We start from the raw sequence: 23,553 nt of genomic DNA on the forward strand, positions 1-23,553 counted from the left end.
ACGAACAAAAAACAATCATTATCAGAAACTTAACTATAAGTTATTTCATGGCGAGCTAATTGACTTTCTGTACTATATTAAACTTTGTAATGTATGGTAAACACAGCCCAATTAAGAGTTTTCTTAGACCAAAGACAAGGGTATGCTTATTTTTATCGAACACAGGAAGTGAATTCGGTCGACTTTAGTCACTGCAGAAAGACTATTTCTGTTTTTTTCTTCGTATTTGCCTGGCACACAGGTTAAGCAACGGACATCACGTCCCACAGTCAATAAGGATATGAGTATGGCTACCCAAACGATGATGCAAAAACTTAACGCGCAGATGAACCTTGAGTTCTATGCCTCTAATCTGCACCTGCACCTGAGTGCATGGTGTGCCGAGAACAGTCTCACGGGCTCTGCCACATTCTTTCGCTCTCAGGCGCAAAGTAACGTCACGCACATGATGCGTGTTTTTAACTACCTGAAAGCCGCAGGGGCAAATCCTGTCGTAAAAGCCCTTGATGGGATCAACGAAAATTACTCTTGTCTGGAAGAACTGTTCCAGAAAACGCTCGACGAGTATGAACAGCGCTGCAGTACGCTCAGCAAGCTGGCCGATGAAGCCAAAGCCCAGCAGGACATTACTACGCTTAAATTTTTACGCGATATGGACAGAGAGCAACAGCAGGATGGCATGCTGCTGAAGACGCTGGCGGATGAGATCCATAACGCGCAGCAGGCAGGGTTATGCCCCGAGCAAACCGACCGTCATCTGCTCGATATTGTGACGGTGCAGCATCACTGAGTCTTTTAACCTGCTCCCGTCCGGGGGCAGGTTTCCCTTCTTATCCCCAACCTCCTCTTTTTGCTGAAATTTAACAAATCAGATCTCGCTCCCAATGATTAACCACACAACGTGTAATGATTTATTTAATTACATAATCATCGACGAGGGAGCAGTATGATCACCATTGAGTTTGTTGTCATTCTCCTCTGCCTGCTGACAGGTACACGTTACGGCGGGATGGGGCTGGGGTTAATAAGCGGTATTGGTCTATTCATTTTATGTTTTGTCTTTGGTCTGCAGCCGGGTAAGCCACCGGTTGACGTGATGCTAACCATTCTTGCGGTGATTGGTTGCGCGGCCACCCTGCAGACGGCGGGCGGCCTCAACGTTATGATGCAGTTTGCTGAACGTTTGCTGCGCAAACACCCGCAACACATCACTCTCCTCGCCCCGTTTACCACCTGGATGCTGACCTTTCTGTGCGGTACCGGGCACGTGGTGTACACCATGTTCCCCATTATCGCGGATATCGCCCTGAAAAAAGGGATCCGCCCGGAGCGCCCAATGGCCGTGGCATCGGTCGCCTCACAGATGGCGATTACGGCCTCCCCCGTTTCCGTTGCCGTGGTGTCGCTGGTCTCCATCCTGGCGGCGCAGCATGGGCTCGGCCACGCGTGGGGCATCCTAGAGATCCTCGCCGTGTCGGTTCCCGCGTCACTGTTCGGCGTGGCCATTGCGGCCCTGTGGAGTTTACGCCGCGGGAAAGAGCTGGCTGATGACGCGGAGTTTCAGGAAAAACTAAAGGATCCAAAGCAGCGCGAGTTTATCTATGGCGGAACGGAGACGTTACTGAATCAACGTTTCCCCAAACAAGCCTACTGGTCGACGTGGATTTTCTTTGCCGGTATTGCCGTGGTCGTTTTGCTGGGGGCATTCCCTGAATTACGCCCCGCCTTTGAACTGAAAGGCAAAATGACGGCGCTGTCGATGAACCTGGTCATCCAGATGATGATGCTTATTGCAGGCGCGGTGATGCTGATGGCCTGCAAAGTTAATGCCTCTGCCATATCTAACGGCGCGGTATTCAAGGCGGGTATGGTCGCGATCTTTTCGGTGTTCGGCGTGGCATGGATGAGTGATACCTTTTTCCAGGCACATCTCGACGAGTTAAAACTGGCGCTGGAAGGGGTGGTGAAAAGCCACCCGTGGACCTATGCCATTGTGCTGTTTTTGGTGTCAAAACTGGTGAACAGCCAGGCGGCGGCGCTGACGGCGGTGGCGCCTATGGGCCTGATGCTGGGTATCGATCCGAAGATGCTGATCGCCTTCTTCCCGGCCTCATACGGCTATTTTGTCCTGCCGACCTATCCAAGCGATTTGGCCTGCATCGGTTTTGACCGGTCAGGCACCACCCGTATCGGTAAATTTATCATCAACCACAGCTTTATTCTGCCAGGGCTGATTGGAGTGAGCTGCGCGTGTGCGGCGAGCTACCTGCTGGTTCAGACCTTCTTTTAACGGTATCAACGGGCGACAGGTTCCGTCGCCCCTTCCCCGCTTTAGTGAGACTCACCCTGCGGAGTGAATCGCAGTTCAATCAGCGCGATGGCTTTCTGGATCGCCCGAAGCGTAACCGGATCAGCGGCAGCAGGATGGCTGGTGAAATCGATATTTTTCAGCTGCGTTGACATCTTCTCGCGCACTTCAACCGGCGCAATCACGTCCAGAACATCGAGAATTTGTTTGATAACCAGCTGGCACGCGACAACGTCAGACACCAGTTCCTGATCGGCGCTCAGGTTTTGAGACATGGGGTTTTCTCCTTATTGAAAGGCCGCCATAGTAACAAAACGTGGCCCCTTTCATCTCCCGCAGAGATAAAAAAACCTGCCGAAGCAGGTTTTTTTATCAGAACATGGCACCCGGCGGCACGTCTTTAAACGTGCGGCAATAATTGGTCCACATACTTTTCAGGATTTTGCGCAGTTTCACGATGATGCTCCATTAACTTGTTATACAACTTTATTGTCAACGTGCTTATAATATGACCACCATCACAAAAATCAATGTTTTTGTGATTCGCATCACGATTTTGTGCGCATATGCATTCATCCCTGACCCGTTGCAAAGAGAGAGGGCAGATTGTCCGGCTATTCCAGCCATTGCAGCTGACATCTGCGGGTACGATAACGTATTTCCATCCACTCAGAGCGAACCATGAAAAGAGTCATTGTAGCTGGTGCAATCCTGCTGCTCGCGGGGTGTACGGTCCCTCGCCAGGCTGAAGTCAGTAGCCTCGACGCACCAAACGGCATCGTCCGCCTCGACTACGGCCAGGCAGCACTGCAAAATGCGTATTCTGATGAGTATGTGAATAACGGTACGGCGGCGAAAGCGTGTCAGCGCATGGGGTATGCCACCGCCTCAGCCTATGGTCAGCCCATTAAAACCTGCACCCTCATCAGCGGCTCGCTGTGTCTGAATGAGAGCGTGACAATTCAGTATAAATGTATGGGTTATGCCGTTAACCCTCAGTCAAACAATCCCTGGTATTAATCAACGTTGCCAGCGTCTGCTGGCAGCTTATTTTATTAAGAACAAAAACAATTCTCATTAATAAATGTCAAAATCGTCAATGCGTTTTATTCCCATTCGTATTTTGAATAAAGAAATAATAATTTTACATTTTGCAAATAATTAAATAACAAATTATAGTGTCGCTCATTGTGAACCAGAAATAATAACCCGGAGCGCCACCATGCTGAAAACTGAAATGATCGACAAGCTCAACGCACAAATGAACCTTGAGCTGTTTTCGTCCCTGCTCTACCAGCAGATGAGCGCCTGGTGCAGCTACCACAGTTTCGAAGGCGCAGCCGCATTTCTGCGTCGTCACGCGCAGGAAGAGATGACCCACATGCAGCGTCTGTTTGATTATCTGACCGATACAGGCAGCCTGCCACGCATTGAAAGCGTGACGTCCCCTTTTGCTGAATATAATTCTCTCGATGAACTGTTCCGCGCCACTTACGAACATGAACAGCTGATCACGCAGAAAATTAACGAACTGGTGCATGCGGCAATGACCAGCCAGGATTACCCAACCTTTAATTTCCTGCAGTGGTATGTTGCAGAACAGCACGAAGAAGAGAAGCTGTTTAAATCCGTACTGGATAAATTATCTCTGGTGGGTAAATCCGGTGAAGGTCTCTACTTTATTGATAAAGAACTTTCCACGCTTGATACGCAGAATTAATTTCAGCGCGGTGCGGGTTCCCTGCACCGCGTTAATTTACATACACCCCGCACAGCTGGTGCAGCGCCAGTCGTGGGGATTCACGGCCTGGTAAAAATAGCGGTAACTGGCCGTCTCCAGCGGAATACCCACCTCGAAGAACATATCCGTTAACCAGTCGACATTCTCGATGATCCACTCATCTTCCTGTAAGCCTTGCGCAAAGGTTTCATCTTCAGGATCGATAATCGAATAGATTGCCCAGGTGCCCATATCCTTTTCGCGGCGGGACTCGGGAAGTATCAGGGGCTGGTTCTGCCAGCTAATTATCCAGTGGCCATGGCACAACAGGTTGCCTCCCCGGCTCCATGCCGCAGTAAAGGGATTCTCCCCAGCCATAAAACCCTCACTTAATTTGATAATTTATATTTATTATTTACGTTACGCCGGAATGTCGCGCAGCAACATTGCCCTTATGAAGTAGACCTGCGCCTAAAAAGGATCAGAGGGCCGGCAGTTCGTAAATCTTTCATTACACCCCTTGTAACGGTGGTTTGACGAGTTACGGCTTTTCCCTTACTCTGCGCCGCAGATTTATTCGCGAATAAGAGTCGTTGTAGAGGAAAGCGTGAAAAACAGAACCCTGGGAAGTATTTTTATCGTCGCCGGAACGACAATTGGCGCAGGAATGCTGGCCATGCCACTGGCCGCCGCTGGCGTGGGATTTGGCATGACCCTGCTGCTACTGGGCACCCTGTGGGCGTTAATGTGTTATACCGCCCTGCTGCTGCTTGAGGTTTACCAGCACGTGCCCGCCGATACCGGCCTGGGTTCTCTTGCGTCGCGCTACCTGGGACGTTACGGCCAGTGGATAACCGGCTTTAGCATGATGTTCCTGATGTACGCCCTGACTGCCGCTTACATCAGCGGAGCCGGGGAATTGATCGCGTCCAGCGTTAACGACTGGTTCGGCTCTGACATTACCCCGGCGACGGGGGCTATCTTCTTTGCCCTCATCGGCGGCGGCGTGGTCTGCGTGGGGACATCGCTGGTCGATCTGTTTAACCGTTTCCTGTTCAGCGCAAAAATTCTGTTTCTGGTTGTCATGCTGGCCCTGCTGGCACCGCATGTTCATAAGGTCAATCTGCTGACGCTGCCGCTGGAAAAAGGGCTGGCGCTTTCCGCAATCCCGGTGATTTTCACCTCGTTTGGCTTCCACGGCAGCGTGCCAAGCATCGTGAGCTATATGAACGGCGATATTCGCAAGCTGCGCCGCGTCTTTGTTATCGGAAGCGCGATCCCGCTTATTGCCTACATTTTCTGGCAACTGGTTACGCTGGGCAGCATTGACTCTTCAACCTTTATTGGGCTGATGGCACAGCATGCGGGTCTGAACGGTTTTCTGCTGGCGCTGCGGGAGGTCGTCACCTCCCCGCACGTTGAGCTGGCGGTACACCTGTTTGCCGACCTGGCGCTGGCGACCTCGTTCCTCGGCGTGGCGCTCGGCCTGTTCGACTATCTGGCCGACCTGTTCCAGCGCCGCAATACCGCAGCCGGACGCTTACAGACCGGGGCAATCACCTTCCTGCCGCCGCTGGCCTTCGCCCTCTTCTATCCTCGCGGGTTTGTGATGGCGCTGGGGTACGCGGGGGTGGCACTGTCGGTTCTGGCCCTGCTCCTCCCTTCCCTGCTGGCATGGAAGAGTCGCCAGCAGCATCCTCAACAGGGTTACCGTGTAGCTGGGGGGAAACCGCTGCTGTGCGTTGTGTTTGGCTGTGGGGTGGTGATTATTCTGGTGCAGGTGTTGATTGCAGCGGGAATGCTGCCGGAAGTGGGTTAACGATAAAGGGGCTATCATTAGCCCCTTTTTTGTCAGTGCAGACAGCAGCTCTTAAACTTCTTCCCGCTGCCGCAAGGACACGGATCGTTACGCCCAACCTTCGTGCCATTTACCATCGGCTTCTTCACTTCCGGCTGCTGCGGGTTGTTCACCCAGTAGTTATACAAGCGCAGCGCAGCTGGCTGGATACGTTCAATGCTGGCTGCATATTCTTCTTCGGTCAGCTCATTCAGCTCGCCGCCGATCTCTTCGCTACCGTGCAGCGCAATCACATCCAGATCGGCCTTTAGCTCGTCCGGCAAGGCTGACCAGTCCGTCAGCGCCACGCCGCGCATGTAGCCGTAGCACCACTCTTCCACCACGGTATAGGTCTCACCGTCAACGTCGTTATAGCCAAACATCGGTTCGAACTGGTCCGGATATTCGCTCAGGCGCTCGGCAATATCGTTCATATGCTTAAAGCAAAGATCGATAAAACGATTCATCTCGCGGTCGTTTTTCCAGCGCGGAATGTACTTCTCGCCACCCCATACCGCCACCAGCCAGGTATCTGGCTCAACGACAACAGGACCGGAAAGCACTGCGGTAAGCATGCCGTCCAGTTCAGACACGTCAAGTACGGACGCATCATCATGACCGTAAGACATTAATGTCTCTTCAAGCCACGCCATTTCGCTTTCATTTAATGGGCCTTCAGTCATCGCTGACACTCCTGATAAAAAGAAAACGATCCTAACACATCTCTCACCCCTCTCCGGGCTGAAGTTTAGGTCTTTATTGCCGCATAAACGTGCAAATCGTGACCTTTGCACAACTTATGGGCTTTATTGTTAACGATATGTGATCTCCGCTGTAATTTCTTCTCGTCCCGCAAGGCGGCATAACGCGGCGCTCTATACTCAAACATGTCACAAGCCCGTCAATGGGTTAACCATTCTGGCAACGTTTTTGCTTAGTGTTCTTCGCGCGATGCTGCGCAGGGAAACCTCGCCGTACTCTGCAGGATGCCGTCTGTATCTCGTTCGTTTAGTGCATTTTGTTCTTGCTCGTGTTTTGGATTGGCTGCGCCGTCGGGCGTTCGGGTTTACGCCGTGGTGCAAAAACCTCTTTGCTAAGGAACATAATAATGTCGCTGAAATTTATCAGAACTCCGCTTTCTCTCGTGTTGGCCGGTTGCCTGGTGACGGCGTTTTCCGCCAGGGCAGATATCGTGATTGGCGTGGCCGGGCCGTTCACGGGCCCCAATGCCACCTACGGCGATCAGTACTGGCACGGCGCAACGCAGGCCGCTGAAGACATTAACGCTGCAGGCGGTATCAACGGTGAGAAGATCAAACTGGTTCAGGGAGATGACGCCTGCGAGCCTAAGCAGGCCGTGGCCGTCGCCAACCGTTTAGTTGACCAGGATAAAGTCAACGCCGTGGTCGGCCATTTCTGCTCCTCCTCCACGATGCCCGCCTCCGAGGTTTACAGCGATGCGGGGATCATCGCCATCACCCCGGGCTCGACTAACCCGTTGATTACCGAACGCGGCATGAGCGACATGTTCCGCATGTGCGGCCGCGATGACCAGCAGGGTCAGGTAGCCAGCGACTTCATTATCGACAAGCTGAAAGCGAAACGGGTGGTGATCATTCACGATAAAGACACCTACGGACAAGGTCTGGCAGACGCCACCAAAGCGGCGCTGGCGAAACGCGGGGTTCAGGATGTGATGTACGAGGGGCTTTCGCGCGGCGAGAAAGACTTTAACGCGCTGGTGACCAAGATTGGCGCGCAAAAACCGGATGTGGTGTTCTTCGGGGGCTGTCACCCGGAAGCCGGCCCGCTGGTTCGCCAGATGCGCGAACAGGGCGTACAGGCCAAATTCTTCTCCGGGGACTGTATTGTAAACGAAGAGATGGTGACCGCGGCGGGTGGCCCGCAGTACACCAATGGCATTTACATGACTTTCGGGAAAGATCCGCGCCTGATCCCGGACGGTAAAGCGGTTATCGAGAAATTCCGCGCCGGTAAATTCGAGCCGGAAGGTTACACCCTTTACTCTTATGCCTCCGTACAGGCGATCGCGGCGGCCTTCAAGGCCACCGGCGGCAAAGACTCCGCGAAAGCCAGCGAGTGGCTGAAAGCCAATTCCGTCGACACGGTGATGGGCAAAAAAGCCTGGGACAGCAAAGGCGACCTGAAGGTCTCTGACTATGTGGTTTACCAGTGGGACGACAAAGGAAAATATAAGGAAGTGCAGTAACGGGACGGAGTCACGCTCAACGCCGGCGGGAACGCCTGCCGGCGCGTAATAAACATCAGGCTGCGCGGCTCGCGCAGCCTATAAAACGAGCGCGCTAAAATGAGTACATTCTTCCTGCAACAGTTAATCAATGGCTTAACGCTGGGTTCCGTCTACGGCTTAATCGCCATCGGTTACACCATGGTGTACGGCATTATCGGCATGATTAATTTCGCCCACGGCGAAGTGTATATGATTTCCGCTTATCTCTGCGCCATTGGTCTGGCGCTGCTCTCCTTCTTCGGTCTGCAGTCGTTCCCGCTGCTGATCCTCGGGACGCTGGTGTTCACCATTGTGGTCACCGGCGTATATGGCTGGACTATCGAGCGCATTGCCTATAAACCGCTACGCAACTCCACGCGCCTGGCCCCGCTGATCTCCGCCATCGGGATGTCGCTTATCCTGCAAAACTACGCCCAGCTAAGCCAGGGCCCGCGCCAGCAAGGGGTTCCTACCATGCTGGACGGCGTTATTCGTCTGCATCTGGGCGATGGGTTCGTTCAGATAACCTACACCAAGGTATTTATTCTGCTCGCCTCGTTTACCGGCATGCTGGTACTCACCTGGGTAATCAACCATACCCGGCTTGGGCGAATGTGCCGGGCAGTGCAGCAGGATCGTAAAATGGCCTCCATTCTGGGCATTAATACCGACCGGATCATTTCGCTGGTCTTTGTTATCGGCGCGGCGATGGCTGGCCTGGCAGGCGTGCTGATCACCATGAATTACGGCACCTTTGATTTTTACGTCGGGTTTGTGATTGGCATTAAAGCCTTTACGGCGGCGGTACTGGGCGGCATCGGTTCCCTGCCCGGCGCGATGCTCGGCGGCCTGATCCTCGGCGTGGCGGAAGCGCAATTCTCCGGCATGGTGAACTCGGACTATAAGGATGTGTTCTCGTTTGGGCTGCTGGTGATGATCCTGATTTTCCGTCCCCAGGGGCTGCTTGGCCGCCCGATTGTGGCCAAAGTATGAGGGAGAATAAAATGGAATCGCACGCTTTTTCTCTTAAACGCTGCATTCTGGACGCAATTTTTTCCGGGCTGATTGCGCTGATTATCTTCGGTCCCATTGCGGGCGTGGTGCTGGACGGATATAGCTTTAACTTCGACGGGCAGCGTCTGGCCTGGATGGTCGGCATCGTGATGCTGGGGCGTTTTCTGTTAAGCGCGTTTTTAGCTACCCCTGCTGGCACCCGTTTCCAGTCTCGCTTCGAGGCCGACAGTGCGGGGGTGTATGTCCGGCCGCCAGAGTACAAAAGCCGCCTGCGCTGGATTATTCCCCTGGTCATTACCCTTGCGATTTGCTTCCCGTTTGTCGCCACCAAATATGTGCTGACCGTCGCCATTCTCGGGCTGATCTACGTTCTTCTCGGTCTGGGGCTGAACATCGTCGTGGGTCTGGCCGGTCTGCTGGACCTGGGATATGTCGCGTTCTATGCAATTGGGGCGTACGGTCTGGCGCTGGGGTACCAGTATCTCGGCTTAGGCTTCTGGAGCATGCTGCCGCTGGCGGCAATCATGGCCGCCGCCGCTGGCGCCCTGCTCGGTTTCCCGGTGCTGCGCATGCACGGGGATTATCTGGCCATCGTCACCCTTGGGTTCGGGGAGATCATCCGCCTGATACTGAACAACTGGCTGACGTTCACCGGTGGGCCCAACGGCGTATCGGCCCCTCCCCCCACCTTCTTCGGTCTGGAATTTGGTCGGCGGGCAAAAGAAGGGGGCGTGCCCTTCCATGAGTTTTTCCACCTGACCTACAACCCGAATATGAAGTTTATCTTTATCTACGCGGTGCTCTTTCTGGTGGTGATGCTGGTGCTCTATATCAAGCACCGCCTGACGCGAATGCCGATCGGCCGGGCGTGGGAAGCGCTGCGGGAAGACGAAATTGCCTGTCGCTCAATGGGGCTGAATCATGTGCTGGTCAAGCTGTCGGCCTTTACGCTGGGCGCATCGACCGCGGGCATTGCCGGGGTGTTCTTCGCCACCTACCAGGGGTTCGTGAATCCGACCTCATTTACGTTTTTTGAATCCGCGCTGATCCTCGCCATCGTCGTGCTGGGCGGGATGGGCTCGACGCTGGGCGTAGTGCTGGCCGCTTTTGTGCTCACGGTGACGCCAGAGCTGCTGCGCAGTTTCGCTGAGTACCGCGTCCTGCTGTTTGGCATGCTGATGGTAGTGATGATGATCTGGCGTCCTCGCGGGTTAATCCGCATTAACCGCAGCGGGTATACCGTGCGTAAGGGCGTCGCGCCATGAACGAAACGATATTACGCGTTGAACATCTGATGATGCACTTCGGCGGGATTAAGGCGTTAAATGACGTTAATCTGGACGTTCAGCGCGGATCAATCACCGCCCTTATTGGGCCCAACGGGGCGGGAAAAACCACCGTGTTTAACTGCCTGACGGGCTTCTACAGAGCCTCAGGCGGCAACATTTTATTTAATACCCGCAGCAAAACGACCAACGTCATTCAGGTACTCGGACAGAAATTCCAGCCAGGCGACTGGATTAACCCTGCCCGGTTCGGGCAACGTCTTTTCTACAAAATGTTTGGCGGAACCCACCTGGTCAACCGCGCAGGGCTTGCGCGCACGTTTCAAAACATTCGCCTTTTTCGCGAGATGTCGGTCGTCGAAAATCTGCTGGTCGCGCAGCATATGCGCGTCAACCGCAATCTGCTTGCCGGGATCTTAAATACCCCCGCCTACCGCCGGGCGGAAAACGACGCCCTGGAGAGGGCCTTCTACTGGCTGGAAGTGGTGGATCTGGTGGAGTGCGCCAATCGCCTGGCGGGAGAGATGTCGTACGGCCAGCAGCGCCGTCTGGAAATTGCGCGCGCCATGTGCACCGGGCCGGAAATGATCTGTCTGGATGAACCCGCCGCCGGGCTTAACCCGGTTGAAACGCATAAGCTGAGCAGCATTATTCGTTTTCTGCGGGATCGCCATGACATCACGGTTTTACTGATTGAGCATGATATGGGGATGGTGATGGAGATTTCAGACGACATTATTGTGCTCGACCACGGCGATGTGATTGCGAGAGGAAAACCCGCGCAGATCCAGCATGACGAAAAGGTGATTGCCGCCTATCTGGGCACGGATGAAAGCGAGGTCACCCTATGAGCGAACCGCTGCTCGCCTTTCGCGAGGTGGATGTTTTTTACGGCGTCATTCAGGCGCTGAAACAGGTTTCCCTGGAGGTAAATAAAGGGGAAACCGTGGCGCTGATTGGCGCAAATGGCGCCGGAAAATCGACACTGCTGATGTCCATCTTTGGCCAGCCCCGCGTCCGCAGCGGGCAGATCCTGTTCGGTGGTGAAGATATCAGCCATAAATCCACCCACTACGTCGCCTCCGGCGGCATTGCCCAGGCACCTGAGGGGCGACGTATCTTTCCCGATATGACCGTGGAAGAGAATCTGCTGATGGGTACCATCCCCATCGGCAGCCAGTTTGCTGTGGACGATATGCAAACCATGTTTGACCTCTTCCCTCGTCTTAAAGAGCGGCGTAAACAGCGCGCGATGACGATGTCCGGCGGAGAACAGCAGATGTTAGCCATTGCCCGGGCGCTGATGAGCCGTCCGAAACTGCTGCTGCTGGATGAACCCAGCCTGGGCTTAGCGCCCATTGTCGTGAAGCAGATTTTCCAGACGCTGCGCGAGCTGGCCCAAAGCGGGATGACCATTTTTCTGGTGGAGCAGAATGCGCATCACGCGTTGAAGCTGTCTGACCGTGGGTATGTGATGGTTAACGGCCAGATCCGCCTGAGCGGCAGCGGCGAGGAGCTGTTGGGGAATCAGGAGGTGAGGAAGGCGTATCTGGGTGGGGTGTGACTGGCGGATGCTGGTTTTCGACATCAGCCCCGACAGAAAGCCCACCACTGTTTATCTGCTGAATTTTCCTTTATCCCAGCCTTCACCTCGGGCGGTTAATCCGCCCACTGTTTTAAAGCGACCGCGCCGGATCATTGACTTGAAAGCGGAAAGGTAGAATTCAGGCACAAAAAAACCACCTTTCGGTGGTTTCACGACACTGCTTATTGCTTTGATTATTCTGCTTATTCCCATGGTACCCGGAGTGGGACTTGAACCCACACAGCGCGAACGCCGAGGGATTTTAAATCCCTTGTGTCTACCGATTCCACCATCCGGGCTCGGGAAGAAAGTGGAGGCGCGTTCCGGAGTCGAACCGGACTAGACGGATTTGCAATCCGCTACATAACCGCTTTGCTAACGCGCCGTAAAACTTTTCAAACTGACACCCGCTAGTGCGCATGTCTTTAATCTGGAGCGGGAAACGAGACTCGAACTCGCGACCCCGACCTTGGCAAGGTCGTGCTCTACCAACTGAGCTATTCCCGCATGTCATCAAGTAAACATCTAACTACTTGATTTCATTATCGTCCGGCTTGCTGTGCCGCCGTTCGATGCGTTGCATTCTACTGATATGACGTTATGAGTCAACGTTATTTTTTGCATCCCCGGATCGTTTGCTGAAAATTACGGCGAAACGATCACTGATCAAGCAAATCCCCGCGCGCGGCGTTCAAATATTGCAGCATTGACCACAACGTCAGCACTGCCGCCACCCACAGCAGACCAATGCCCGCCCATTCAACCCAGGCGTTCGGGCGCCAGAGCATCCAGACCAGCGCCGCCATCTGCGCGGTCGTTTTTACTTTACCGATCCAGGAGACCGCCACGCTGCTGCGTTTCCCCAGTTCCGCCATCCACTCGCGCAGCGCGGAGATAATGATCTCACGGCCGATCATGGTTGCCGCTGGCAATGTTACCCACCAGGTGTGATAGTGCTCGGCCACCAGCACCATCGCGATAGCCACCATCACTTTATCCGCTACCGGATCGAGGAAGGCACCGAAACGGGTGCTTTGATTCCAGCGACGGGCCAGATAGCCATCAAACCAGTCGGTAACCGCCGCAATCAGGAAGATCAGTGCGCAGGCGAAAGGCGCCCAGACAACCGGCAGGTAAAACGCCAGCACAAAGAATGGAATGAGTACGACACGAAAGAGAGTGAGCAACGTAGGGATATTATATTGCATAGTGACGGTAACTATTTGTTGTCAGTAAAATTTAGCTCTATGTTGCTACAGAGCCCTCAATGTTTCAACGAGTAGTAGATCTTTTCTGCCAGCCCTTGCGAAATACCCGGCACTTTTGCAATTTCTTCCATACTGGCGTTGAGTAATCCTTGCAATCCGCCCATATATTTCAGCAGCATCTGGCGACGTTTCGGCCCCACGCCCTCGATCGTTTCCAGGGTACTGGTATTTTTCACCTTCGCGCGTTTTTTGCGATGACCGCTGATGGCATGGTCGTGGGACTCGTCGCGAATATGCTGAATGACGTGCAGCGCCGGGGAGTCCGGCGGCAGGCTGAAGCCCTCACCTTCCGGCTCGAAGAACAGGGTCTCCAGACCGGCTTTACGATCGGCCCCTTTTGCCACACCCAGCAGCAGCGGATGGTTTTTATCCCAGCTGACATCAAGCGATTCAAAGACCGCTTTCGCCTGGCCGAGCTGCCCTTTCCCACCGTCAATCAGGATCACATCCGGGATCTTGCTCTCTTCAATCGCTTTACCATACCGACGGCGCAGCACCTGATTCATCGCCGCATAGTCATCTCCCGGCGTAATGCCGGTGATGTTATAGCGACGGTATTCCGCGCGCAGTGGGCCATTGGCATCAAACACCACGCAGGACGCTACCGTCTGTTCACCCATCGTATGGCTGATGTCGAAACACTCCATACGCTTCACTTCCGGCAGCTTCAGCAGTGTGGCCAGCGCCGTTAAACGCTGGCTTACCGTCGATTGCTGGGACAATTTCGTCGTCAGTGCCGTCGCCGCGTTGGTGCGCGCCAGCTTCAGATAACGCGCCCTGTCGCCGCGCGGTTTGGTCTGTACATTGACCCGACGGCCGGCAAGTTCGGAAAGCGAATCGGCCAGCAGGGTTTTATCATCAAGGCTGAAATCAAGCAGGATCTCAGACGGCAGCGTGCGCATCTGGCTCCCCTGCAGATAGAACTGGCCGACAAAGGTTTCCACGACTTCACCCAGTTCGGTGCCGCCAGGCACTTTCGGGAAATAGCTGCGGCTGCCAAGCACTTTGCCCTGGCGAATAAAGAGAACGTGCACGCAGGCCATTCCGGCGTCAAAGGCCACGCCGATGACGTCGAGATCGTCCCCGGTATTGGAAACAAACTGTTTTTCCGTGACCCTGCGTACCGCCTGGATCTGGTCGCGGATGCGCGCGGCCTCTTCGAATTCCAGCGCAGCGCTGGCCTTTTCCATCCGTTCAATCAGCTGGGTTAACACCTGATCGTCTTTTCCGGCTAAAAACAGGCGCACATACTCCACCTGCTGGGCATACTCTTCTTCGCTCACCAGCCCGGCCACGCAGGGCCCAAGGCAGCGCCCAATCTGGTACTGCAGGCACGGCCGCGAGCGGTTACGGTAGACACTGTTTTCACACTGGCGGATCGGGAAGATTTTTTGCAGCAGCGCCAGCGTTTCACGCACGGCATAGCCGTTCGGGAACGGCCCAAAATATTCACCCTTCGCATGTTTTGCACCGCGGTGCATGGCGAGGCGAGGATGGGTGTCGCCGCTCAGGAAAATGAACGGGTAGGACTTATCATCACGCAGCAGCACGTTATAACGCGGCTGGTAGAGCTTAATATAGTTGTGCTCAAGCAGCAGCGCTTCGGTCTCAGTGTGCGTGACGGTAACATCAATATTATGAATAAGTGAGACCAGCGCTTCGGTCTTACGGGAGGCAAGGTTGCTGCGAAAATAGCTGGAGAGGCGTTTTTTGAGATCTTTCGCCTTCCCCACGTAGATAACCGTACCGCCAGCGTCATACATGCGATAGACGCCAGGCTGGCTGGTAACGGTTTTCAGAAATGCTTTTGAATCGAACACATCACTCACTGACTTAACAACGTCTCTGCATTACACAAACCATGTCGGATGGCCAGATGCGTCAGTTCAACATCACCATGAATGTTCAGTTTACTGAACATGCGATAACGATAGCTGTTCACCGTTTTCGGGCTGAGATTCAGCTGTTCCGAAATCTCATTCACCTTCTGACCTTTGGTGATCATCAGCATAATCTGCAATTCACGCTCAGACAAACTGGCAAACGGTGATTCGGTTTTCTCAGGTTCGATCTGACTCAGCGCCATCTGCTGAGCGATGTCGGACGCAATGTAGCGCTGTCCGGCAAACACGGAACGGATAGCATTTACCACCTCCTGCGGCGCAGCCCCTTTACTCAGGTAACCTGCGGCACCCGCCTGCATTACTTTCGCAGGCAGTGGATTTTCGGTATGCACGGTCAGCATGATGACTTTCGTATCAACAAAGGTACGCGCGATTTTGCGTGTGGCTTCAAGACCACCGATACCGGGCATGTTCATATCCATTAACACCACATCGGCGGAATTTGTGCGGCACCATTTTACCGCGTCTTCGCCGCAGCACGCCTCGCCGGCAACTTTAATACCTTTAATATCTTCAAGAATGCGTCGTATCCCTGCGCGCACCAGTTCGTGGTCATCAACAAGAAGGACGTTGATCAAAGGAAATGTCTCCAGAATAGGGATAACGCTACTGAGTGATAATTTGGTTTATATTAACGGTTTTCCTCACAAGATTAAAACGTTAAAAAACCAGCTATTGGATTCTGCTCTCGTTTTTGGAAATTAGCCTGTACAGTCCCTGGAAAGCGAGTCCGTGCATTCAGGGCTTTTGCGCCTTTTTTTAAGCATCTGTATTCAAAAAGTTACGAAAAATCTGCACCCTTTAGCCGCCAAAAAACAGTTCTCAAATTTTTGTAACAATAATTAACGACAAACGAACCGGGCATATACAATTAATCGCCATTAACAGCGGCTCAGTTTACCGGTACGTTCTGTTTACGCAATTAAACACCCGCGTAAAAGTACGAAAAACAACCGCTGCATTTTTTGCTTCAGCTTGTGGTATACTCCGCCGCCTTGACTTTCGTCGTCGCGCTTTAGCGCCGTTTAATAATGAGGAAAATAAATGAGCACACCTGAATTTGCCACTGCGGAGAATAACCAGGAACTGGCACAGGAAGTAAACTGCCTGAAAGCACTGCTGACCTTGATGCTGCAGGCGATGGGCCAGGCTGACGCTGGCCGTGTGATCATTAAAATGGAAAAACAAATCGCGGAGATGGAAGACCAGGCTGAATCAGCGGTATTTGCGAACACCGTTAAGCAAATCAAACAAGCCTACCGCCAGTAACAAAAAACGGCTGAGTGCAGTGCATTCAGCCGTTCGTTCGTCTGTCACGCAGAACGTAGTGTCTAATCAGATCAGTCCTGTTGCCGCCGCGTAGCACGCGATTTGCGTCTTGTTCGGCGCGTTGAATTTCTTCTGCATATTTTTCTGATGGAAGTTAACGGTATTCTCCGAGATAGAGAGAATGATCGCTATTTCTGCTGACGTCTTCCCTTCCGCGGTCCATTTCAGAATTTCCCGCTCACGTTTACTGAATTTCATTTCGGGTGGCATCACCATCCCATCTGCAAAACGCATCAGAGAGGTTAAGGCCATTTGCACCAGCATCTGCAGCCGCAGTTCTATTTCTTCCTGCCTGAACGGCACATCCTGCACACTAGTACGGGAAACTGACAAGAAACCGAGCGCGTGATTAGGCAGCATCAGACACTGCGTTATTCCCGTGCGTAAACCGTGGTCCTGCGCGCTATGCCATAATTCCTGCGCATCAGCGAATAATGCGTCTGTCCAGGGGAGATGACCCTGAATGAAATTCTCCGCCTTTAAAACCGGATCAATCGCGAAATAGTTCGCAGAATGATATTGCGCCATCCACTGTTTCGGATAAGTGGTTTGCAACGAGATCTTCGGTCGCGTAAATGGCACGGGATGACGCACGCAGAGCGCGTAATAATCGAATTCCAGCGCCTGCGTTTGTCGCTGAAGTTCCTGATATACCTCGTCGGCACAGGTCAATTCCTGAAACCGGAGGAAGCAATCCCGTCGCCAGGTGAAAAAGTCTGAATCCTTCATACTTACTAAATGAAGCCTCTGAAAAGATAATCATTATTATGGTGAATATAACCTAACACATAAAACTTATTTCTAACTACAAAATATCGGCAATAGCACAATTAACTTTACTATTGATAAGGTTTATCCGAGCTGGTTGGAATAAAAAAACATCGGATTGGGCGAAGGGGGAGAATAATTTGCCCCAGAGTAAATTTATGGAGCAAATTAGTGCGAAAATGCTACTGCATCAGGAATTTTTCAAGGAACTGACGGGTTCGCGGCTGCTGAGGATCGGCAAACAGGCGCTTCGCCGGCCCCTGCTCCACAATGCGTCCCTGGTCCATAAAGATGGCACGGTCAGCAACGTCGCGTGCAAAGCTCATTTCATGGGTCACGATCACCATCGTCCGTTTTTCCTGCGCCAGCTGGCGAATGGTGTTCAGCACTTCGCCCACCAGTTCCGGGTCGAGCGCTGAGGTGGGTTCATCAAACAGGATCACGTCCGGGCGCATAGCCAGCGCGCGCGCTATCGCCACACGCTGCTGTTGTCCCCCTGACAGTCGTCGCGGATAGCTGGTCTCTTTACCCGCCAGGCCAACTTTGGCGAGCAGTTCGCGTGCGCGCGCCGTCGCTTCCTCTTTCGGTTCACCTTTTACAATGACCGGCCCTTCAATAATGTTCTCCAGCACTGTCCGGTGTGGGAAAAGGTTGAAGTTCTGGAAAACGAAGCCGACATGCTGGCGCAGGCGACGAATCAGTCCTTTCTGCTGGCTGATGGATTTGCCGGTATCAATCGTTATCTCCCCGACCCGGATAGTGCCGCCTTCCGGCTGTTCCAGCAGGTTAATGCTGCGCAGGAGCGTAGTCTTTCCTGACCCGCTCGGTCCGATAATCGCCACCACTTCGCCCTGCTCGACTTCCAGATCGATCCCGTGAAGTACTGTTTGACCGTGGAATTTTTTCACCAGGTTTTTGACATCGATAGCACTCATTTTGGATCACGCTCCTGGCGGTTAAGCTGGTTTTCGAAGTAGTTTTGCAGCGCAGACAGCACCGTCGCCATCACCCAGTAAATCAGCGAGGCGGCCAGATACATGGTGAAAACTTCAAGCGTGCGGGAGGTAATCAGCTGCGCCTGACGGAACAGCTCCGGCACCTGAATGGTTGCCGCGAGTGAAGTATCTTTCACCAGGCTAATGAAGCTGTTGCTGAGCGGCGGAAGCGCCACCCGGGCCGCCTGCGGCAGGATCGCGCGGCGCAGGGTCTGCCAGGGGGTCATACCGATACTGGCCGCGGCCTCCCACTGCCCTTTATCAATGGAGGAGATAGCCGCACGCAGGGTTTCGGAGGTGTACGCCGCGGTATTGAGCGACAGCCCAATCATCGCTGCCGGGATCGGATCCAGCTCGATACCAAACTGCGGTAAGCCGTAGTAGATCATGAAGAGCTGGGCGATGAGCGGCGTACCGCGAAATACGGAGATATAAAAGCGCGCCAGCCAGCGTACCGGCAGGAGGGGCGACATGCGCATTAAGGCCAGCACAAAGCCCAGCACCAGCCCGAAGAACATCCCGCCAATACTGAGTTGTAATGTAAATACCGCGCCTTTCAGCAGATAAGGCAGCGAATCAATAACCAGTTGAATACTTTCTTGCATTATTATTTTTCGACCTGATTTTTAGACATGAGGATGATAGGCAAACAGCGCAGGCGCCCCGCCGGTATGAACAAATAAAATCGGCCCTTCATCCTTAAAGCGTTTCTGCGCAATGCCATCAATCAGTCCGGCCATCGCTTTGCCCGTATAGACAGGATCAAGCAGTATGCCTTCGAGACGCGCCAGCAGCTTAACCGCTTCCATTCCCTCTTCGTTAGGCGTGCCGTAACCCGGGGCAAAATAGTCATCCCAGAGCAGGATCTCGGCCTTTGCCTGCAGATCCAGTTGCTCAGCCACCGCCTGTTGCAAAGCCACCACTTTGGGCTTCTGATCCGCGACACTGCGGGACACCGTGACGCCAATCAACTCCACCTCCGGCAGCAGTTGTTCCAGCCCTACCGCCAGCCCGGCATGCGTGCCCGCACTGCCGGACGCGACCACTACCGATGAGAGGCTAACCGCTCCCTCACACTGCTGCGCAATTTCCAGCGCACTTTCCACATACCCCAGCGCGCCCAGCGCATTCGAACCGCCGACGGGGATGACGTAGGGACGGAAGCCCTGAGCTTCGAGACGCGTCGCCAGTTCATCGAGCTGCGCGGTGGGGTCGGTCAACGCATCGACCATCTCAACCTGCACGTTAAACAGATCCAGCAGCAGGCGGTTACCGTTGGTCAGATAGTTTTCTGCCTGCGTGCCAATCGGGTTTTCCAGCAATGCCACGCAATGCAGCCCGAGTTTTGCCGCCACGGCCGCCGTCTGACGAACGTGGTTAGACTGAATCGCCCCGGCAGTGACCAGCGTATCCGCCCCTTCGCGCAGGGCGTCCGCCGCCAGAAACTCCAGCTTGCGCAGCTTGTTGCCCCCCATCGCCATCGGCGTCACGTCGTCACGCTTAATAAAAATATCGCGCCCTAAATAATCAGAAAATCGCGGCAGGTACTCCAGCGGCGTTGGCGCGCCGATAAACTCGAGACGAGGAAAGCGCGTTAAATTCTGTAGTGGCATGGGTTCTCCGGTAACTCAGACAAAATGTGATATTTTTCATTATGCACGTAGACGCGTAAGAAATAAAAAAGGCGCTTTTAAAAGCGCCTTTTTTTACGTCAAAGACTTATTTGGTGACGTCTGCGCCGAACCACTTCTCGGAGAGCGCCTTCAGGCTGCCGTCTTTTTGCATGTCAGCAATTGCGGAGTCGATCGCCTTAACCAGGTCTTCGTTGCCTTTACGTACCGCGACGCCAGATTCCTGACGAGAGAACGCATCACCGGCCACCGCCAGCGTGTTGTTGGTTTTCTTCACCAGATCCAGTGCGGCCAGGCGGTCAACCAGAATGGCGTCAATACGGCCTACGCGCAGATCCTGGTATTTGGTCGGGTCATCATCATAGGTACGAATATCCACGCCCTGCACGTTCTGGCGCAGCCACTCTTCGTAGTTGGTTCCCAGACCGACACCGACTTTCTTCCCTTTCAGGTCCGCAGCCGTTTTGATCCCACCTTCGTTGCCTTTTTTCACCAGCGCCTGAATACCGGACACGGTATACGGGGTGGAGAAGTCATACTTCTTCTTACGCTCGTCAGAAATGGTGACCTGGTTAATAACCACGTCAATACGTTTCGAATCCAGCGACGCCAGCATACCGTCCCATTTGGTCGGTTTCAGGGACGCTTTCACGCCGAGGTGCTTCGCCAGCTCTTCAGCAAACTCTACTTCGAAACCGGTCAGCTTACCGTCATCTCCCTGGAAGCTGAACGGAGGATACGTCCCTTCCAGCCCAACCAGCAGCGTACCGCGCTCTTTCACCTTATTCAGCAGGTTTTCTGCGGCGAACGTTTTCACGCTCATGCCCGCAACCAGCGCAACGGCCATAACACCCATCAGCGCCTGACGACCCAGAAGTGCAAATTTCATAAATACCCCGATATAGTGGAATTTTTACGTAGTGTAGAGAAATCGCCTGCAACGTCAAAGGCGACTGCGCTACATCTTATTCTTTTTTAATATATATCAGAAGTTGTTCCGGCGTGGGCTTTCTGCTTCACCGCTCCCGGCATTTGCACCTTATATTGCGCGTACTTGCGCAGCGCAATTCGGTAGTTGTTGGTGCTGGTCGCCGGCAACCACGGCTCCAGATTCTCATCCAGATAGCCGGTCTTGAGCAGATCGCGGGAAATGTTGTTTACGGTCAGATGCTGGCCGAGGCGGCGCAGGCGAACCACATATTCGCGAACGGTGCCGTGGCTCATCTCCGTTTGTTCAAACAGGAATTGTTTGAAGCCGATAATGTCGAAGAAGTCGCTTTGCTCTTTGCAGTGGAGATCGCCACAGAAACGGCAAAGCGCCACCCACTCTTTTTGCTCTTCGAGCCATGCTGCTTCGTCCATCAACGTGTCGAGGCGCGAAATCGCGATCTTATTGACGATTTCGCCACGGCGAACCAGCGTGATACGATCGAGTAACTTGTTACAGTGGGCGCAATGCGTCTGGCTGTGTTTAAAGTCTTTCAGGTAGCGGCTTAAAGGCCGTCTTTTAGATTGCTGCACCGTCATGATAACTCCTGGTTGTCAATACGTTGTGCGGCATTTTTCAGGTGAATCAATCACCTATAACTTACCCAGTTTGGTTCGTAAGCGTTTAATGGCCTGGCTGTGCAGCTGGCTCACCCGCGACTCTCCCACCTCCAGAACAGCGCCAATCTCTTTGAGGTTAAGCTCTTCCTGGTAATAAAGGGTCAACACCAGCTGTTCGCGTTCCGGCAGAGCGTCAATCGCTTCCATCACGCGCTGGCGTAAATTCCCTTCCATTAAGTGGTGTAACGGGTTCTCTTGCTGATGCTCATCCGTCACCAGCTCGATGCTATCGCCATGCTCTTCGCGCCACTCGTCATAGGAGAAGAGTTGGCTATTATTGGTATCGAGCAACATCTGACGATACTCTTCAACAGCAATACCAAGACGTTCCGCCACTTCGGTTTCCGTTGCGTTGCGTCCCAGTTCCTGTTCCAGCTGCCCCATCGCATGCGCCACTTCGCGTGCGTTACGGCGAACACTGCGCGGTACCCAGTCACGGCTGCGCAGCTCGTCCAGCATCGCACCACGAATACGCTGAACTGCGTAAGTCGTAAATGCCGTTCCTTGCAGAGCGTCGTATCGGTCAACTGCATTCAATAACCCGATACCGCCCGCCTGTAGCAGATCGTCGAGTTCCACGCTCGCCGGCAAGCGCACCTGGAGGCGCAATGCTTCGTGACGCACCAACGGGACATAACGCTGCCACAGCGAGTGTTTATCCATTACACCTTCAGCGGTATAGAGTGAATTCACGATAAACAGCCCTGCGTTAGTTGAGTTATCGGCATGATTATCCGATTCTGCAGGGCGTTCAATTGGATGAAAAAGGGGGATAAAGTGAGGTTATTCTGAGGTTGCCCACAACAGGGGCAACTTTTTTCACTAAATTAACAGTTGTAACAATGAAAGATCGTCGCCCAGTTTGACGCTATCTATATGTTGATGAAAGAGCTTTCCCGCTTCCTGATTATGCTGGCTCAGGGAGTGAAAACTGTAAATAACATCAATAATATTATCTTGTTCAATTTTCCCCGCCACGATGGCCTGCCCGGCCATTAACGATTTAAGGAAATAGAACTCCGCCACGATTAAATAAAGATTATTCAACATGCTGCGGCCATTGTTTTGCGGGAAGCCCTGCTCCCAGAGTTTATATTTAAAAAAGTTCTTAAATACATAGTCATGGGTGGCCAGGTAGCTGCCCGCCGCATCGCGCCAGACGGACTCGATGTTTTCCATCACCTGCTCTGCCGGTACGCTATCACCGACAGACTCAAATTGTTGATACAGCTGGGTAAAATAACGGTTCAATACCGCGCCGCCGCGGGCGCCTGCTTTCTTCGTAAAGTAACTCTGAATCAGCGAGATTAAGGCGAATTTCAGACTGTAGTTCTGATTAAAACCGCTTAACTCCGTTTTGATTTTACCGCTCACCAGTTCGTTCACCAGTGAAAAATAAACCGTTTCGAGCGTGCCGATATTCTCCGATAGATTGTCGAGCTTTTCGGCTACCATCAGGAATTTCACAACGGCGTATACCTGCTCTTCAACGGAAACCGTTTCTACGCTGAATATATTCTGACAGAAGAGATTGATGACTTTTGCCTGGAGATCAATCGTCGGCGCATTATTGACATCCTGCTGGACGCTGATGGATTCCATCATCGACATGGCGTCCCGGTCATTCAACAGCAGTCGGGCCACTTCCGGACACGAGAGATTGAGCGACTTTTCGATGTCATTTTTATAGACCCGGTTTGTTCGTGGAAATGACGAACAGGTCGGGCTTAAGGCCTGGGCACCCATCGCGCTGTGAATAGAACAGAGCTTTTCGGTATCCATAAACGGACAATTTTTGCTTTCCGTACGGAAAATCACTTCGCCCCAGTGGCCATAGTGTTTTTTGGTGACTTTTATCGCCGTTTTCGCCGTCTGACGAATCGCGGCATTTTTACTGTTCAGATAGCGGTTAACGGAGGATTTATCAAATGCGATGGTCCAGCCCTGACAACAATGTTCACGGCATTCCCCACCGACACATGAAAAATCTGCGACCAGCTTTGGTTGAGTGACACTGATTTGTTTCACAGGTGGATTCTCAAATAGCAG

General features: G+C 53.2%; 26 protein-coding genes, 3 tRNA genes and 1 pseudogene. 12 read left to right on the forward strand and 18 right to left on the reverse strand.

The window, feature by feature from the left end:
- Window positions 1-286: 286 nt before the first annotated feature.
- Both SP99_RS14060 and SP99_RS14065 read left to right on the forward strand, forming a co-directional pair.
- Window positions 287-790 (forward strand): non-heme ferritin-like protein, encoded by a 504-nt coding sequence (locus SP99_RS14060; protein ID WP_047958977.1) that lies wholly within the window; start codon window positions 287-289, stop codon window positions 788-790.
- Window positions 791-946: 156 nt separating this feature from the next.
- Window positions 947-2,290 (forward strand): anaerobic C4-dicarboxylate transporter, encoded by a 1,344-nt coding sequence (locus SP99_RS14065; protein WP_025760177.1) that lies wholly within the window; start codon window positions 947-949, stop codon window positions 2,288-2,290.
- A 41-nt stretch (window positions 2,291-2,331) separates the two neighbouring features.
- On the opposite strand, the gene SP99_RS14070 is transcribed toward SP99_RS14065, so the two are convergent.
- Together SP99_RS14070 and azuC are read right to left on the reverse strand one after the other, a co-directional pair.
- On the reverse strand, window positions 2,332-2,583 hold the full coding sequence (locus SP99_RS14070; RefSeq protein ID WP_014832436.1) for a DUF2766 family protein: 252 nt from the start codon (window positions 2,581-2,583) through the stop codon (window positions 2,332-2,334).
- 97 nt (window positions 2,584-2,680) lie between these two features.
- Window positions 2,681-2,764 (reverse strand): stress response protein AzuC, encoded by an 84-nt coding sequence (azuC, locus tag SP99_RS24705; protein ID WP_088244265.1) that lies wholly within the window; start codon window positions 2,762-2,764, stop codon window positions 2,681-2,683.
- 225 nt (window positions 2,765-2,989) lie between these two features.
- Here azuC and yecR point away from each other — a divergent pair, with 225 nt between their 5' ends.
- Window positions 2,990-3,328 carry a YecR family lipoprotein gene (gene yecR, locus SP99_RS14075; RefSeq protein ID WP_025760176.1) on the forward strand — a complete coding sequence of 113 codons (339 nt, stop codon included), beginning with the start codon at window positions 2,990-2,992 and terminating at the stop codon, window positions 3,326-3,328.
- Window positions 3,329-3,530: 202 nt separating this feature from the next.
- Complete coding sequence (ftnA, locus tag SP99_RS14080) at window positions 3,531-4,028, forward strand: non-heme ferritin (protein WP_025760175.1); 498 nt, start codon at window positions 3,531-3,533, stop codon at window positions 4,026-4,028.
- 36 nt (window positions 4,029-4,064) lie between these two features.
- On the opposite strand, the gene SP99_RS14085 is transcribed toward ftnA, so the two are convergent.
- Entirely contained in the window at window positions 4,065-4,406 is a 342-nt protein-coding gene (locus SP99_RS14085; RefSeq protein WP_047958978.1) for a hypothetical protein, read from the reverse strand.
- A 289-nt stretch (window positions 4,407-4,695) separates the two neighbouring features.
- On the opposite strand from SP99_RS14085, the gene tyrP reads away from it, so the two are divergent.
- On the forward strand, window positions 4,696-5,847 hold the full coding sequence (gene tyrP / locus SP99_RS14090; RefSeq protein WP_263575168.1) for a tyrosine transporter TyrP: 1,152 nt from the start codon (window positions 4,696-4,698) through the stop codon (window positions 5,845-5,847).
- A gap of 32 nt (window positions 5,848-5,879) precedes the next feature.
- Here the strand turns inward: tyrP and SP99_RS14095 are convergent, their stop codons facing one another.
- Complete coding sequence (locus tag SP99_RS14095; RefSeq protein ID WP_047958980.1) at window positions 5,880-6,548, reverse strand: YecA/YgfB family protein; 669 nt, start codon at window positions 6,546-6,548, stop codon at window positions 5,880-5,882.
- 425 nt (window positions 6,549-6,973) lie between these two features.
- On the opposite strand from SP99_RS14095, the gene SP99_RS14100 reads away from it, so the two are divergent.
- The 5 genes from SP99_RS14100 to SP99_RS14120 all read left to right on the forward strand — a co-directional run bounded on the left by SP99_RS14100 (window position 6,974) and on the right by SP99_RS14120 (window position 11,980).
- Window positions 6,974-8,095 carry a branched-chain amino acid ABC transporter substrate-binding protein gene (locus tag SP99_RS14100; protein WP_023312277.1) on the forward strand — a complete coding sequence of 374 codons (1,122 nt, stop codon included), beginning with the start codon at window positions 6,974-6,976 and terminating at the stop codon, window positions 8,093-8,095.
- 99 nt (window positions 8,096-8,194) lie between these two features.
- Window positions 8,195-9,109, forward strand: a complete 915-nt coding sequence (locus SP99_RS14105; RefSeq protein ID WP_047958981.1) for an ABC transporter permease subunit — start codon at window positions 8,195-8,197, stop codon at window positions 9,107-9,109.
- An 11-nt stretch (window positions 9,110-9,120) separates the two neighbouring features.
- On the forward strand, window positions 9,121-10,395 hold the full coding sequence (gene livM, locus SP99_RS14110; RefSeq protein WP_059385032.1) for a high-affinity branched-chain amino acid ABC transporter permease LivM: 1,275 nt from the start codon (window positions 9,121-9,123) through the stop codon (window positions 10,393-10,395).
- The gene (locus SP99_RS14115; RefSeq protein ID WP_047958983.1) at window positions 10,392-11,267 is read left to right on the forward strand and encodes an ABC transporter ATP-binding protein; all 876 of its coding nucleotides are present in this window, start codon (window positions 10,392-10,394) and stop codon (window positions 11,265-11,267) included. The genes livM and SP99_RS14115 overlap by 4 nt, the downstream gene beginning before the upstream one ends.
- Window positions 11,264-11,980, forward strand: coding sequence for an ABC transporter ATP-binding protein (locus SP99_RS14120; RefSeq protein ID WP_045285642.1), 717 nt, complete (start codon window positions 11,264-11,266; stop codon window positions 11,978-11,980). The genes SP99_RS14115 and SP99_RS14120 overlap by 4 nt, the downstream gene beginning before the upstream one ends.
- A 233-nt stretch (window positions 11,981-12,213) precedes the next feature.
- On the opposite strand, the gene SP99_RS14125 is transcribed toward SP99_RS14120, so the two are convergent.
- The 6 genes from SP99_RS14125 to uvrY form a co-directional block, all read right to left on the reverse strand.
- Window positions 12,214-12,300: transfer RNA gene (locus SP99_RS14125), tRNA-Leu, on the reverse strand.
- 12 nt (window positions 12,301-12,312) lie between these two features.
- Window positions 12,313-12,386 (reverse strand) — tRNA-Cys (locus tag SP99_RS14130).
- Between the two features lie 46 nt (window positions 12,387-12,432).
- Window positions 12,433-12,508: transfer RNA gene (locus SP99_RS14135), tRNA-Gly, on the reverse strand.
- A 152-nt stretch (window positions 12,509-12,660) separates the two neighbouring features.
- Window positions 12,661-13,209: a CDP-diacylglycerol--glycerol-3-phosphate 3-phosphatidyltransferase gene (pgsA, locus tag SP99_RS14140; protein ID WP_008500348.1), complete on the reverse strand. Its 549-nt coding sequence runs from the start codon at window positions 13,207-13,209 to the stop codon at window positions 12,661-12,663.
- A 56-nt stretch (window positions 13,210-13,265) separates the two neighbouring features.
- A complete protein-coding gene (uvrC, locus tag SP99_RS14145; protein ID WP_047958984.1) occupies window positions 13,266-15,098 on the reverse strand; it encodes an excinuclease ABC subunit UvrC in 1,833 nt (610 codons plus the stop codon).
- On the reverse strand, window positions 15,095-15,751 hold the full coding sequence (uvrY, locus tag SP99_RS14150; protein WP_013096026.1) for a UvrY/SirA/GacA family response regulator transcription factor: 657 nt from the start codon (window positions 15,749-15,751) through the stop codon (window positions 15,095-15,097). Before uvrY ends, uvrC begins: the two co-directional genes overlap by 4 nt.
- Before the next feature lie 372 nt (window positions 15,752-16,123).
- On the opposite strand from uvrY, the pseudogene SP99_RS25375 reads away from it, so the two are divergent.
- Window positions 16,124-16,192 (forward strand): annotated as a pseudogene (locus tag SP99_RS25375) (hypothetical protein); the annotation flags it as partial.
- A gap of 25 nt (window positions 16,193-16,217) precedes the next feature.
- Window positions 16,218-16,442 carry a DUF2594 family protein gene (locus tag SP99_RS14155; protein WP_008500345.1) on the forward strand — a complete coding sequence of 75 codons (225 nt, stop codon included), beginning with the start codon at window positions 16,218-16,220 and terminating at the stop codon, window positions 16,440-16,442.
- Window positions 16,443-16,508: 66 nt separating this feature from the next.
- Here the strand turns inward: SP99_RS14155 and sdiA are convergent, their stop codons facing one another.
- The 8 genes from sdiA to fliB form a co-directional block, all read right to left on the reverse strand.
- Window positions 16,509-17,231: a quorum-sensing transcriptional regulator SdiA gene (sdiA, locus tag SP99_RS14160; RefSeq protein WP_025759910.1), complete on the reverse strand. Its 723-nt coding sequence runs from the start codon at window positions 17,229-17,231 to the stop codon at window positions 16,509-16,511.
- Window positions 17,232-17,452: 221 nt separating this feature from the next.
- A complete protein-coding gene (tcyN, locus tag SP99_RS14165; protein WP_045285389.1) occupies window positions 17,453-18,205 on the reverse strand; it encodes an L-cystine ABC transporter ATP-binding protein TcyN in 753 nt (250 codons plus the stop codon).
- Window positions 18,202-18,870: a cystine ABC transporter permease gene (tcyL, locus tag SP99_RS14170; protein WP_025759914.1), complete on the reverse strand. Its 669-nt coding sequence runs from the start codon at window positions 18,868-18,870 to the stop codon at window positions 18,202-18,204. The genes tcyN and tcyL overlap by 4 nt, the downstream gene beginning before the upstream one ends.
- A 21-nt stretch (window positions 18,871-18,891) precedes the next feature.
- On the reverse strand, window positions 18,892-19,878 hold the full coding sequence (dcyD, locus tag SP99_RS14175; protein ID WP_047958985.1) for a D-cysteine desulfhydrase: 987 nt from the start codon (window positions 19,876-19,878) through the stop codon (window positions 18,892-18,894).
- A 106-nt stretch (window positions 19,879-19,984) separates the two neighbouring features.
- Window positions 19,985-20,785 carry a cystine ABC transporter substrate-binding protein gene (tcyJ, locus tag SP99_RS14180; protein ID WP_023336163.1) on the reverse strand — a complete coding sequence of 267 codons (801 nt, stop codon included), beginning with the start codon at window positions 20,783-20,785 and terminating at the stop codon, window positions 19,985-19,987.
- 86 nt (window positions 20,786-20,871) lie between these two features.
- Window positions 20,872-21,423 (reverse strand): flagella biosynthesis regulatory protein FliZ, encoded by a 552-nt coding sequence (gene fliZ / locus SP99_RS14185; RefSeq protein ID WP_025759916.1) that lies wholly within the window; start codon window positions 21,421-21,423, stop codon window positions 20,872-20,874.
- A gap of 54 nt (window positions 21,424-21,477) precedes the next feature.
- The gene (locus SP99_RS14190) at window positions 21,478-22,197 is read right to left on the reverse strand and encodes an RNA polymerase sigma factor FliA (RefSeq protein WP_025759917.1); all 720 of its coding nucleotides are present in this window, start codon (window positions 22,195-22,197) and stop codon (window positions 21,478-21,480) included.
- A gap of 129 nt (window positions 22,198-22,326) precedes the next feature.
- The gene (fliB, locus tag SP99_RS14195) at window positions 22,327-23,532 is read right to left on the reverse strand and encodes a flagellin lysine-N-methylase (protein WP_047958986.1); all 1,206 of its coding nucleotides are present in this window, start codon (window positions 23,530-23,532) and stop codon (window positions 22,327-22,329) included.
- Window positions 23,533-23,553: the final 21 nt, after the last annotated feature.

Source organism: Enterobacter sp. BIDMC92 (assembly GCF_001030225.1).
Classification (GTDB): domain Bacteria; phylum Pseudomonadota; class Gammaproteobacteria; order Enterobacterales; family Enterobacteriaceae; genus Enterobacter; species Enterobacter sichuanensis.